Origin of the sequence: Bradyrhizobium sp. 195, assembly GCF_023101665.1 — a bacterium.
GTDB lineage: Bacteria > Pseudomonadota > Alphaproteobacteria > Rhizobiales > Xanthobacteraceae > Bradyrhizobium.
In genome coordinates this window covers 6003136-6015812 of the sequence record NZ_CP082161.1, presented here as the reverse complement: position 1 = coordinate 6015812, position 12677 = coordinate 6003136, and the positions used below count along the sequence as shown (strand labels likewise).

8 protein-coding genes are annotated in these 12677 nt (G+C 65.5%); 4 read left to right on the top strand and 4 right to left on the bottom strand.

Annotated features, from left to right (window positions below; all coding sequences use genetic code 11):
- Window positions 1-4 precede the first annotated feature (4 nt).
- On the bottom strand, window positions 5-979 hold the full coding sequence (locus IVB26_RS28095) for a Bug family tripartite tricarboxylate transporter substrate binding protein (protein ID WP_247968352.1): 975 nt from the start codon (window positions 977-979) through the stop codon (window positions 5-7).
- Between the two features lie 232 nt (window positions 980-1211).
- On the opposite strand from IVB26_RS28095, the gene IVB26_RS28090 reads away from it, so the two are divergent.
- The gene (locus IVB26_RS28090) at window positions 1212-3326 is read left to right on the top strand and encodes a molybdopterin oxidoreductase family protein (RefSeq protein WP_247968351.1); all 2115 of its coding nucleotides are present in this window, start codon (window positions 1212-1214) and stop codon (window positions 3324-3326) included.
- Here the strand turns inward: IVB26_RS28090 and IVB26_RS28085 are convergent.
- Window positions 3299-4690, bottom strand: coding sequence for a caspase family protein (locus IVB26_RS28085; protein ID WP_247968350.1), 1392 nt, complete (start codon window positions 4688-4690; stop codon window positions 3299-3301). The genes IVB26_RS28090 and IVB26_RS28085 overlap by 28 nt on opposite strands.
- Before the next feature lie 168 nt (window positions 4691-4858).
- On the opposite strand from IVB26_RS28085, the gene IVB26_RS28080 reads away from it, so the two are divergent.
- Window positions 4859-5641 carry an enoyl-CoA hydratase/isomerase family protein gene (locus IVB26_RS28080; protein WP_247968349.1) on the top strand — a complete coding sequence of 261 codons (783 nt, stop codon included), beginning with the start codon at window positions 4859-4861 and terminating at the stop codon, window positions 5639-5641.
- Window positions 5642-6562: 921 nt separating this feature from the next.
- Here the strand turns inward: IVB26_RS28080 and IVB26_RS28075 are convergent.
- The gene (locus IVB26_RS28075; protein WP_247968348.1) at window positions 6563-6991 is read right to left on the bottom strand and encodes a GlcG/HbpS family heme-binding protein; all 429 of its coding nucleotides are present in this window, start codon (window positions 6989-6991) and stop codon (window positions 6563-6565) included.
- Window positions 6984-9992, bottom strand: coding sequence for an FAD-binding and (Fe-S)-binding domain-containing protein (locus tag IVB26_RS28070; RefSeq protein ID WP_247968347.1), 3009 nt, complete (start codon window positions 9990-9992; stop codon window positions 6984-6986). The genes IVB26_RS28075 and IVB26_RS28070 overlap by 8 nt, the downstream gene beginning before the upstream one ends.
- A gap of 205 nt (window positions 9993-10197) precedes the next feature.
- On the opposite strand from IVB26_RS28070, the gene IVB26_RS28065 reads away from it, so the two are divergent.
- The gene (locus tag IVB26_RS28065) at window positions 10198-11397 is read left to right on the top strand and encodes a pyridoxal-phosphate-dependent aminotransferase family protein (RefSeq protein WP_247968346.1); all 1200 of its coding nucleotides are present in this window, start codon (window positions 10198-10200) and stop codon (window positions 11395-11397) included.
- Between the two features lie 43 nt (window positions 11398-11440).
- The gene (locus tag IVB26_RS28060) at window positions 11441-12238 is read left to right on the top strand and encodes an enoyl-CoA hydratase/isomerase family protein (protein ID WP_247968345.1); all 798 of its coding nucleotides are present in this window, start codon (window positions 11441-11443) and stop codon (window positions 12236-12238) included.
- Window positions 12239-12677 lie beyond the last annotated feature (439 nt).

The window sequence follows — 12677 nt, the reverse complement described above, 5'->3', positions numbered from 1 at the left end:
GGCCTCAGGATTTGTCGAACTTCTTGACGACGTCGGCCCATTTCTCGATATCGCCGCGCAGGAATTTGTCGAATTCCTCCGTGGTCATCGACATGGGCACGGCACCCTGTTCCGTCCAGAGCTTGACGATGTCGGGCCGCTTCACCATTGCGTTGACGGCCGCATTGAGCTTGTCGATCACAGGCTTCGGCGTTCCCGCGGGGGCCATCAGGCCGAGCCAGATCGTCGCCTCATAGCCTGCTACGCCCGCCTCGATCGCGGTCGGCACGTTCGGCAGCACGGCTGAGCGTTGCTTGCCGGTGGTCGCGAGCGCGCGGACCTGGTTCTCGGCGATGTTCGGCGCCATCGCCGGCACCGCGTCGATCATCATCTGCACCTGTCCGCCGATCACGCCGCTGCGCGCCTCGCCGCTGTTGCGATAGGGAACGTGCACGACATCGACGCCGGCCATGGCTTTGAACAGCTCGCCGGCCATGTGGTACGGCGTGCCCTGACCCGAAGAGGCATAGTTCAGCTTGCCCGGTTGCGCTTTGGCGAGAGCGATGAACTCGGCAAGAGTCTTCGCCGGCACCTGCGGGTTCACCACGATGACGAGATCGGAAAAGTTCACCGGAGCGATCGGCGCGAGGTCCCGCATCAGCTCGTATTTGCGCTTGTCCGGAGTCAGCAGCGATTCATTCGCGGTCTGGGTGTTGGACATCATCAGCAGCGTGTAGCCGTCGGCCGGCGACTTCGCAGCTTCCACGGTGCCGATGACCCCGCCGGCGCCGGTGCGGTTCTCGACCACGAAGGGCTGGCCAAAGCTCTCCTGGAGCACATTGCCGATCAGCCGCGCTGCGACATCGGCCGGTCCGCCGGCGCCGAAGGGCACGACGATGCGGACCGCGCGGTTGGGATAATCCTGGGCGAATGAGGGGGCGGCGGAGACTGCGGCAAGCAGGCCGGCGGCGACCACCAGCATGAATCCTCGGGCCTTCATGCCCACCTCCCTGATATCGTTCTTGTTGGCCGGCACTGTAACGGCAGGGAATGCGGACTGTCGACCGCTGACCAGGCCGATCACGCCGGGAATATCGCGCGGTTTTCGGCGTGGAGCGCCGTCTTCGCAGTCGCGGCAGGAACCCGCAGCGCACGTGATCTGAGCAAATCGCATGGGCATTGCCGGATAAATGCCCTCGGCTGACAGGTATTTTGGTGTTACGAATTTGGCCATGAACCAGCACGCCAAGATCGAAATCCGCCATTCGACCTGCCCGCATGATTGCCCCTCGGCCTGCGCCCTCGATGTCGAGGTGGTCGAAGGCCGCAGCATCGGTCGTGTCCGTGGTTCGAAGCAGCAGACCTATACGGCCGGAGTCGTCTGCGCCAAGGTCGCCCGCTATGCCGAGCGCATCCATCATCCCGAGCGGGTGATGTTTCCGATGCGCCGCATTGGGCCGAAGGGCTCGGGGCAATTCGCGCGGATCTCCTGGGACGAGGCGCTGGACGAGATCGGGCATCGCTTCAATGCGGCCGAGCGCGAGTTCGGCGCGGAATCGATCTGGCCCTATTACTATGCCGGCACGATGGGGCTGGTGATGCGCGACGGCCTTAATCGCCTCACGCATGTGAAAAAATATTCCCGCTTCTATCAGACCATCTGCGCCAATGTCGCCCGCATCGGCTATGCCATCGGCACCGGCAAGATCGCCGGCGTCGATCCGCGCGAGATGGCGCTCTCCGACCTCGTCGTGATCTGGGGCACCAACCCCGTCAACACCCAGGTCAACGTGATGACGCACGCCTCCCGCGCCCGCAAGGAGCGCGGCGCGAAGATCGCCGCGGTCGACATCTACGACAACGAGACCATGAAGCAGGCTGACATCAAGATCATCCTGCGGCCCGGTACCGACGGCGCGTTCGCGTGTGGTGTCATGCACGTCCTGTTTCGCGACGGCTATGCCGACCGCGCCTACATGGACAAATACACCGATTGCCCGGCCGAGCTCGAGGCGCATCTGAAGGCGCGCACGCCGGAATGGGCCTCTGCGATTTGCGGCGTGCCGGTGGCGGAGATCGAAGCCTTTGCCAAGGCGGTCGGCGAGACCAAACGGACCTTCTTCCGGCTCGGCTACGGCTTCACCCGCTCGCGCAACGGCGCGACGCAGATGCATGCCGCGACCTGCATTCCTGCGGTGACCGGCGCCTGGCAGTATGAAGGCGGCGGCGCCTTCTTCAACAATTACGCGCTGTGGCATTTCAACGAATCCATCATCGAGGGCCACGACGCCATCGACCAGAGCGTCCGCGCACTGGACCAGTCGAAGATCGGCCGCATCCTCACCGGGGATGCCGAAGCGCTGCGCGGCAAGGGGCCGGTCAAGGCGATGCTGATCCAGAACACCAACCCGATGACCGTGGCGCCGGAGCAGGCGCTGGTCCGGCAGGGCTTTGCGCGCGAGGATCTGTTCGTCGCGGTGCACGAGCAGTTCATGACCGAGACGGCGCAGATGGCCGATATCGTGCTGCCGGCGACCATGTTCATGGAGCATGACGATCTCTATTACGGCGGTGGCCACCAGCACATCTCGGTCGGGCCGAAGCTGATCGACCCGCCCGGCGAATGCCGCTCCAACCACGAGGTCCTGCAGGGGCTGGCGCCGCGGCTTGGCGCCAAGCATCCCGGTTTCGAGATGACGCCGCGCGAATTGATCGACGCGACGCTGAAGCTCAGCAACCACGGCGATATCGCCGGCCTCGAAGCCGATATCTGGCGCGACCTGCAGCCGGACTTCCGCACCTCGCATTTTCTCGATGGCTTTGCCCATGCCGACGGGAAATTCCATTTTAGGGCGGACTGGGCGCATCCGCCGTTCGGCGTGACGATGGGCGATGTCGACAAGATGCCTGATCTGCCGGACCACTGGGCGGTGATCGAGCACTCCGACCAGGCCCATCCGTTCCGGCTTGCGACCAGCCCTTCGCGCAGCTTCCTCAACACCACCTTCAACGAGACGCCGTCCTCGCAGGCGCGCGAGGGCAAGGCGAGCGTGATGATCCATCCCCAGGATGCAGCCGCGCTCGACATCGCAGACGGCGATGCGGTGACGCTCGGCAATACCCGCGGCGAGACCACGCTGGTGGCGACGCTGTTCGACGGCGTGCGGCGCGGCGTCCTGATCGCGGAGTCCGTTCATCCCAACAAGAACCATATCGGCGGACGCGGCATCAACATGCTGACGGGCGCCGAAGCCGTCGCGCCGATCGGCGGGGCCGCCTTCCATGACAACAAGGTCTGGATCAGGAAGGCCTCTGCGGCTCAGGGCACGCATTCCGTGACGCCGTAGCCAGCGAACTCCTTCGCGATGTCAGGATTCATCGACTTCGCCTGCGCGATATCAGTGGCGCCGTCGCCGCCGCTCTTGCGCCTGGCGATGCCGCGGCCGAACAGCGAAGATGACGAGCGCGGGTTGCGCTGGATCGCGTCGTTGTAGTCCTTGATCGCCTCGGCGGTCCGGCCGAGCTTGAGGTTGACGAGCCCGCGGCTGTCGAGCGCATCGCTCAATCCGGGATCGATCTGGAGCGCCAGATTGCAGTCGGCGAGCGCGCCCTGCAGATCGCCGGTGGCAGCGCGCGTCCAGCAGCGGTTGTTGAGCGCCTCGCCATCCCTGGGATCCCTGCGGATCACGAGGTCGAAATCCTGCATGGCGAGCGTATAGGCGCGCTTGATCGCATAGACCTGGCCGCGCTTGTAGCGCGAGGCGACGTCATTGGCGTTCGCTGCGATCTTGCGGCTGAGATCGGCGATGAGCGGATCCCTGGCGAGATCGCCGGCGCTCGGGGGCGGCTCCGCCTGCGGCGCGTCGCAGACAGGCTTCTGAGGCTCGGGTTTCTGAGGCTCTGGCTTCGTCGGGTCGCCGGCCTTGTTGTCGGCCGGCTGCGCCACCGAACCTGCGAACGAAAATTCCGTGGTCAGCGAGGATGACAGCCACGGCACCTGCTCCCGCTTGGTGGCGGCGACAACGCCGTTCTTGGTGTTGGTCAGGGCCTGCTCGGCGCTGATGTTCGGCGCGCGCATCTCGCGGAGCAACTCGGCCACGAACAGGCTGTGCTCGGTCTTCCCGCTCGCCGCAACCGCGCCGAGCGCGGCGGAGTAGAGCACGAGCGAATTGCTCGGTGCGATCGCCGGTGCAAGGCCCGCCGAATAGCGGCGGAAGCGCCGCTCGAACGGGTTGCGGCGCGAGGCGTCGATCAGCGCGATCTTGATCGCGGCGCCGCGCGTGTTCATCTCGGCGAGGATGATGTCGAGGCTGAAGCCGTCGCGCGCCACGTCCGGCTCGGTCCAGATCTGCGCGTCGACCGGAAGCAGGTAGGTCTGCCGGTTGGACTGGATGGCGAAGCCGTCGAAGAAGATCAGCGCCACCGCGCCGCGTTCGATGCGGGCATAAAAGCGATCCAGCACCTGCCGCATGGCGTCGGCCGTGAGATTGCTCTGCCGATCGACGACGAAGCCGTCGCGCTTCAATTCTTCAGCGACGTCCTGAGCATCGTTGGCGACCTCGTTCAGCACGAATTCGTTGTCGGGGTATCTTGCGTTGCCGATCACCAGCGCGAGCTTGGCGGCGTCAGCCGCGCGGCTTGCGGGTCCTGCGCTCAGCACGAGCAAGCCTGCCAGCAACAAAATCGTCGCGGTGCGCATGAAATGGCTCATCGGTGATCAAAATCTCCAGTCAGGATAGCGGCCGTCGCCGTTAATTCAATCGCCAAGCGAATTTGCGCCCACACGCTATGGTGACACGGCGTTGCAGATTGCCCTTGCGCGCGCCGCCGGTCCTGCCGCAAATGGCTGCAAAACGGAACACAAGGAAGCGAGCCTACCATGACCGACACCACGGCAGTCATCACTGAGAAGCGCGGGCAGGCGTTCTGGATCACCATCAACCGGCCGGAGAAACGCAACGCGCTGAACGGCGAGGTCATCGCCGGCATCACCAAAGGCTATCGCGACGCGCATGACGACAAGGACGTCCGCGTCATTGTGCTGACGGGCGCGGGCGACAAGGCGTTCTGCGCGGGCGCCGACTTGCAGAATTCCGGCGCGGCTTTCGCGATGGATCATTCCAAACCAAATGTCGACTATGCCGATCTGTTACGTTTGTCACAGAACGCCACCAAACCGGCGATTGCGCGGGTCGGGGGCGTCTGCATGGCCGGCGGCATGGGCCTTTTGTGCATGACCGACATGGCGGTCGCGGCCGATCACGTCATCTTCGGCCTGCCGGAGGTGAAGGTCGGCGTGTTCCCGATGCAGGTGCTGAGCCTGTTGCAGAGCATCGCGCCGCCGCGCCTCGTCAACGAATGGGCGCTCACAGGCGAGCCGTTCGATGCCAAGGTGGCGCTGAGCGCGGGCTTGCTCAACTACGTGGTGCCCACCGCCGAGCTCGATGCCAAGGTCGACTGGCTGATCGGCCGCATCGTCGACAAGTCGCCGACCGCGATCCGCCGCGGCAAATATGCCATGCGCGCCATCGCCTCGATGTCGTTCGACGAGAGCATCGCCTACACCGAAAGCCAGATCGCGCTGCTGGCGATGACCGAGGACGCCAAGGAAGGCCTGAAAGCGTTCAGCGAGAAGAGGAAGCCGGTCTGGACGGGAAGGTAGAGGGGGCGCTCTCGTGTCCCGGACGCAGTGCAGCGCCTCTTCGGCGATGCACTGCAGAGCCGGGGCCCATCTCGACGCTTGTTCCGTGTGACTTTCTGGGTCCCGGCTCTGCGCAGCAACGCTCCGCATTGCAGCGCGTCCGGGACACGAGAATGAGCTCGATCGACACAGTTTCGATTTCAAACAGCAGACACGCCTTCGCGGTCTCGCGGCGTAATCGCGCCCGAGCTTTGCTCTTTGCTTCACGCCCTCTCGGAGAGAAGGGCGCAGGGAAGGCCGGGTGCCGGCTGGCACCCGCAAGACTCCCGTGCAAGAATGATGCACACGCAAGGCACAGGAGCGATACAGGGCAGCCGCAACATCCGGCCTTCCCTGCGCAGTGGCTTTACGGCTTATACGCGCTCTCCCCGGAGACGATTGTCCTTCTTGCCTCCGTCACCTCCGCGAAATTCACGGACGCCGCTCCGGTCGGAGCGAGCGCCTTTCGCAAAAGCTTGACCGTAGCAACGACGGCCAGGACCACGCGCTTTCGTCGTACGCATTCGGCGCCGTCCGTCGTGTGCGGCCGGTCGCGCTCACGGGATCTTCCGCCCTGCACGCCAGATTCCGCATCGACGCCGCTCGCGTCCACCGCAGCCTGATCCGCGGCTCGTGACGACGTACGACCGCCCCTTTTCGTGGATCAGGATGGCGGCACGATGCGGTAAATCGGAAATTCTGTAAAGGCGAATATTTTTGCGGGTGTCGGTTGACCGAGGGATTGGGTGTTTTGCCCGTCGGGTGGCGCAAGAGCTTGTAGGTGGCGTAGAGTGGGTTAGCGTCAGCGTAATCCACCACTTCCGTGTCCGCGGAGGCAGAAGAGGTGGGTTACGCCTGGGACCGCGCTCTGCGCGGTCTCTGGCTAACCCACCCTACGGCAGCTTATCCCGCATTCGCCTTCAGTCCCGCAGCCTGGATGCCCGCGAGGGCGCAGGCTTCGTCATTGTCGGAGGTGTCGCCGGAGACGCCGACGGCGCCGAGCAGCGTCGCGTCGTCCATGATCAGCACGCCGCCGGGGACCGGCACCAGCGCGCCCTTGGCCAAGGTGTTCACGGCATCGATGAAATAGGCCTGCTCCTGGGCGCGCTGGAACAGGGCGCGCGAGCCCATGCCCATGGCGAGCGCGCCATAGGCCTTGCCGTGCGCGATCTCGCCGCGCATCAGGCTGGTGCCGTCCTGCGCGGCCGCGAGCTTGAGCACGCCGCGGGCGTCGAGGATGGTGACGACCAGCGGCTTGAGCTTGAGCTCGTCGGCCTTCGCGAAGGCGGCGTCGAGAATCTTGCGGGCGGTGTCGAGGGTGAGGTCAGCCATGGCTGGTTTCCTTTGCAGCGGTTGAGGTGGAATTGTTTCCGGCGCGGTCGAGGCTCATCGCCAGCACGCGCGCGACGTGGAGCGCCTCGCGCTGCGCGCCGTCGTGAATCTGGTGGCGGCAGGAGGTGCCGTCGGCGACGATGAGCGCAGCCTGATCGGCGCGCCGCACGGCCGGCAGCAGCGACAGCTCCGCCATCTCGATCGAGGCATCATAGGTGTCCGCGCCATAGCCGAACGCGCCGGCCATGCCGCAGCAGCTCGACTCGATGGTCTCGACCTTCAGGCCGGGGACGAGGCGCAGCGCCTGCTCGACCGGCTTGAAGGCGCCGAAGGATTTTTGATGGCAATGGCCGTGCACCATGGCCTTCTCGGCGACGGCGCCGAGCGGCAATTGCAGCCTCCCTGCCTCGGCCTCGCGCACCAGAAATTCCTCGAAGGTCAGCGCGTGCGCGCCGACCGCCTTGGCGTCGTTGTCCTTGCGCAGCGAAGCGAGCTCGTCGCGCAGCGTCAACAGGCAGCTCGGCTCGAGGCCGACGATCGGCACGCCGCGCGCGGCGAAAGGCGCGAAGGCCGCGACCAGCCGGTCGAGCTCGGCCTTGGCTTCGTCGACGAGGCCGGCGGAGAGGAAGGTGCGGCCGCAGCAGAGCGGGCGGCTGCCGGCCAATGGCTTGGGCAGATGTACCCGATAGCCGCCGGCCACGAGCACGCGCAGCGCGGCGTCGAGGTTCTCGCGCTCATAGATGCGGTTGAAGGTGTCGGCGAACAGCACGACCTCGCGGCCGGTCTCGGGTCCAACCGCTTCCGCCGGCGGCGCAAACACGTCGCTGCGGAAGGCGGGGAGCGCCCGGCGCGCGCTGATGCCGGCAAAGCGCTCAAACAGTTTTCGCAACAACGGGCTGCCGTTCCGCAAATTCGCCAGCGGCGCCAAGCGCGAGGCGAGGCCGGCATAACGCGGGAGATAGCCGACGAGACGATCGCGCAACGTCAGGCCGTGAGAGGCGGCGCGCGCGGCGAGCACCTCGATCTTCATCTTGGCCATGTCGACGCCGGTCGGGCACTCATGGCGGCAGGCCTTGCAGGATACGCAGAGTTTCAGCGTGTCCATCATCTCGTCGGACGAGAGTGCATCAGGGCCGAGCTGGCCGGAGATCGCGAGCCGCAAGGTGTTGGCCCGGCCCCGCGTGACGTCCTTCTCGTTGCGGGTGGCGCGGTAGGACGGGCACATCACGCCGCCCTCGAGCTTGCGGCAGGCGCCGTTGTTGTTGCACATCTCGACCGCGCCCTGGAAGCCGCCGCCGGCGCCCGGCCAGGCCGACCAGTCGAGCTTGGTCTTGAGCTCGCCGACGCGATAGTCGGGCTTGAAGCGGAACAGCGAGCGGTCGTCCATCCTGGGCGCATCGACGATCTTGCCGGGATTGAGTACGCCGTCCGGGTCGAAACGCTGCTTCACCTCCCTGAAGTCTGCGACGAGACGCTCGCCGAACATCGTCTCGTGGAATTCCGAGCGCACCAGGCCGTCGCCATGCTCGCCGGAATGCGAGCCCTTGTACTCGCGCACCAGCGCAAACGCCTCTTCGGCGATGGCGCGCATCGCCTTGATGTCCTTCTCCAGCTTCAAATTCAGCACGGGGCGCACGTGCAGGCAGCCCTCGGAGGCGTGGGCGTACATGGTGCCGCTGGTGCCGTGCCTGGCGAAGACCTCGTTCAGCCGCGCGGTGTAGGCGGCGAGATGCGGCAGCGGCACCGCGCAGTCCTCGACGAAGGAGACCGGCTTGCCCTCCTGCTTCATCGACATCATGACGTTGAGGCCGGCGGCGCGGAAATCGGCGATGCCGCTCTGCAGCGCCGGCTCCGTGATCTCGACCACGCCGCCCCATTTGCGCGTGTCGTTGTTCCAGCCGAAACCGAGATCGCCCATCAGCTCGCCGAGCTGCTTGAGGCGCACGAGGTTATCCGCCTGGTCTTCTTCGGCGAACTCGACCACCAGCACGGCATCCGGATCGCCCTTGATGGCGGCGGAGATGATGGGCCTGAACATCGCGATATCGCGGCCGAGCGCGAGCATGGTGCGGTCGACCAGCTCGACCGCGATCGGCTTCAGCTTGACCAGATGCTGTGCCGCATCCATCGCCTCGTAGAAGCTGCCGAAATGGCAGACGCCCAGCGCCTTGTTGCGGATCACCGGCCACAGCTTCAGCTCGACCTTGGTGGTGAAGGCGAGGGTGCCTTCCGAGCCCACGAGCAAATGCGCCATGTTGTTGCGCGCATTGCGCGGCACCAGAGCATCGAGATTGTAGCCGCCAACGCGGCGCTGCACTTTTGGAAAGCGCGCCGCGATCTCCTCGGCCTCACGGGCTCCGAGATCGAGCATGTCGCGGAACAGTGGACGCACGCTCTCGTTCGCGTCGAGATCAGAGAGATCGCGCGAGACCTCGCCGAAGCGGCTCAGCGTGCCGTCGGCCAGCGCCGCCTCCATCGACAGCGTGTTGTCGCGCATGGTGCCGTAGCGAAGGGAGCGGCCGCCGCAGGAATTGTTGCCGGCCATGCCGCCGATGGTGGCGCGCGACGCCGTGGAGACGTCGACCGGAAACCACAGGCCGTGCTTTTTGAGCTGCCGGTTGAGATCGTCGAGCACGATGCCGGGCTCGACCACGCAGGTCCGGCCCTCGACGTCGAGCGACAGGATCCGGTTCAGGTGCTTGGAGAGATCGACCACCAGCCCGTCATTGACGGTCTGGCCGCATTGCGAAGTGCCGCCGCCGCGCGGGGTCACCTTCAGCCCCTCGTCGCGGGCAATCGCCAGCGCCCGCAGGGCCTCGTCCATGGTCTTCGGGACCACCACGCCTGATGGCACGATCTGGTAGAACGAGGCGTCGGTGGCGTAGCGGCCGCGGCTGAAGGGGTCGAACAGGACGTCGCCGGTGATTTCCCGGGCCAGACGTGCCGCCAGACGGTCCGTTTGGACCGATTCCGGTGATTTTCCAGCCACTTCCGCCGCCATGGTCCGCTCTCGCCTGTTCGCCGGCACCGTCTTGCCTACCGTCACGGCCCTTGGCAAGCGAGCCCTGCTTCTTGTGCATTGACGGACCCCGTCGGGCGAGGGACAAGCCCGGCGAATAGTGATATGCGAGCGGCTCGCCGGAGTCCCCAATGCGGGCCCACGGACGCTCGAGCCAAGACAGCCTCAAAGACCGGGAAGGACGCCGATGACCGTGCACACTGGAAGGCATTTCCTACAGATTCCAGGACCGACCAACGTGCCCGACCGGGTGCTGCGGGCGATGGACATGCCGACCCTGGACCATCGCGGTCCGGAGTTCGCCGAGCTCGGTTTTGCCGTCCTTGCCGCGATGCAGCGGGTGTTCCGCACCAAGCAGCCGGTGATCATCTTCCCCTCGTCCGGCACCGGCGCCTGGGAAGCGGCGATGGTCAACGTGTTCTCGCCCGGCGACAAGCTCCTGATGTGCGAGACCGGCCAGTTCGCCGTGCTGTGGCGCGGCATCGCCGACAAGTTCAAGCTCGACGTCGACTTCATTCCGAGCGACTGGCGCCACGGCGCCGACCTCGCCGAGATCGAGAAGCGCCTGGTCGCCGACAAGCAGCACGCGATCAAGGCGGTCTGCGTCGTCCACAACGAGACCTCGACCGGCTGCGTGACGCCGCCGCTGGAGGTGCGCAAGCTGCTCGACCGCGTCAAGCATCCGGCGCTGCTGATGGTCGATACCATCTCCGGCCTCGGCTCGATGGAATATGAGCACGACGCCTGGGGCATCGACGTCTCGGTCGCCGGCTCGCAGAAGGGCCTGATGCTGCCGCCCGGCCTCGGCTTCAACGCCGTCTCGGACAAGGCGCTGGCCGTGGCGAAAGCCAATCCGGGCATGCGCTCCTACTGGGACTGGCAGGAGGTGATCAACTTCAACAAGCTCGGCACCTTCCCCTATACGCCCGCGACCAACCTGCTCTACGGCCTGCGCGAAGCGGTGAAGATGCTGGAAGAGGAGGGGCTGGAGAACGTCTGGACCCGCCACAAGCGCCACAGCGCGGCGACGCGCGCCGCGGTCAAGGTCTGGGGCCTGGAGACGCAGTGCGCCGATCCCGCCGCGCACTCGCCGGCGCTGACCGGCGTGCGCGTGCCGGATGGCCATGACGCCGACGCCTTCCGCAAGGTGGTGCTGGAGGCCTTCGACATGTCGCTCGGCACCGGCCTGAACAAGGTCAAGGGCAAGGTGTTCCGCATCGGCCATATCGGCCATTTCAACGATCTGATGCTGATGGGCACGCTCGCCGGCGTCGAGATGGGTCTGGATCTGGCAAAAATTCCGCACCGGAGCGGCGGCGTCTTGGCGGCCATGGACGTCCTGAAGGGGCGCGATGCGGTGCCGATGACCAAAGCTCAGGTGGCCTAGAGCCAGCTAGCCTGGACTGACCGAGAGAAGAAGAGAGCGCGCGATGAACGCACCGACGACCGCTAACGAAGACCTGCTCTACTCCGTCCAGGACGGCATCGCGCGGATCACCTTCAACCGCCCGCAGGCGCGTAACGCAATGACCTTCGCCATGTATGACCGCATGGCGGAGATCTGTCTGGAGATCAACGCCGATCGCTCGATCAAGGCGCTGATCCTGACCGGGGCCGGCGACAAGGCGTTCGCCTCCGGCACCGACATTTCCCAGTTCCGTGCGTTCAAGTCCGCGCAGGACGCGCTCGACTACGAGGCCCGGATCGACCGCGTGCTCGGCACGCTCGAGCAATGCCGCGTACCCGTGATCGCCGCCATCGCCGGCGCCTGCACCGGCGGCGGCGCCGGCATTGCAGCCTGCTGCGACCTCCGCATCGGCACCGAGACGACGCGGATGGGCTTTCCGATCGCGCGTACGCTCGGCAACTGCCTGTCGATGTCGAACATCAGCCGCGTCGTCGCGCTGGTCGGACCCGCCCGCACCAAGGATATGATCTTCAAGGCGCGCCTCGTCGAGGCGCAGGAAGCGCTGTCGCTCGGCCTGCTCAACGAGGTCGTCCCTGATGTCGAGACGCTGCAGCGCCGCGCCGACGAGACCGCCAAGCTCGTCGCTAGCCATGCGCCGCTGACGCTGGAGGCGACCAAGGAAGCGGTGCGCCGCATCCGCCGCACGCTGTCGCGCGAGGAAGGCGAGGACCTGATCCTGAAGGCCTATATGAGCGAAGATTTCCGCGAGGGCATGGACGCCTTCCTCAACAAGCGCACGCCGAACTGGAAGGGCAAATAGCCCGCGTCCTTCGCCGGTTGCGCCACGCTCGATGCGACGCGACGGGCAGACGCGATGGCTGAACGATCAGCCGGCGACAATCCCGCGCAAATCACAATTGTCACAATTTTTCAAACGGTTCCGCCGTCCGGAACTGCAATTGTGTGCGCCTGCGGTGACACGTCCACGTTGACGACGCGGCGAGCTCAGGCATAAGATCGCGGAGGTTGCATGATGCCTTCTCGTATTCTTCGTGCCGACAGACCGGCCAGCAAGTGATTTAAGTGTGATCGAATTGAGCGACGTGAATTGTGTGAAGCGTTCTGACCGACCGTGCTGCAACCTGATGTCATCGAACTGAAGACATAGCGACGTAATTTCGACGACGCGAGCCGCGCCAGAATTTCATTGCTGCTGACCATCCCACGCCAGGTACGGCCTCGCGAACAAGCCAAGCTCC

Bases quoted from the DNA above. Each gene is read 5' to 3' on its own strand.
- IVB26_RS28080 (WP_247968349.1), top strand. From the start codon at position 4,859: ATGACCGACACCACGGCAGTCATCACTGAGAAGCGCGGGCAGGCGTTC.
- IVB26_RS28075 (WP_247968348.1), bottom strand. From the start codon at position 6,991: ATGGCTGACCTCACCCTCGACACCGCCCGCAAGATTCTCGACGCCGCC.
- IVB26_RS28065 (WP_247968346.1), top strand. From the start codon at position 10,198: ATGACCGTGCACACTGGAAGGCATTTCCTACAGATTCCAGGACCGACC.
- IVB26_RS28060 (WP_247968345.1), top strand. From the start codon at position 11,441: ATGAACGCACCGACGACCGCTAACGAAGACCTGCTCTACTCCGTCCAG.
- IVB26_RS28085 (WP_247968350.1), bottom strand. From the start codon at position 4,690: ATGAGCCATTTCATGCGCACCGCGACGATTTTGTTGCTGGCAGGCTTG.
- IVB26_RS28095 (WP_247968352.1), bottom strand. From the start codon at position 979: ATGAAGGCCCGAGGATTCATGCTGGTGGTCGCCGCCGGCCTGCTTGCC.
- IVB26_RS28070 (WP_247968347.1), bottom strand. From the start codon at position 9,992: ATGGCGGCGGAAGTGGCTGGAAAATCACCGGAATCGGTCCAAACGGAC.
- IVB26_RS28090 (WP_247968351.1), top strand. From the start codon at position 1,212: ATGAACCAGCACGCCAAGATCGAAATCCGCCATTCGACCTGCCCGCAT.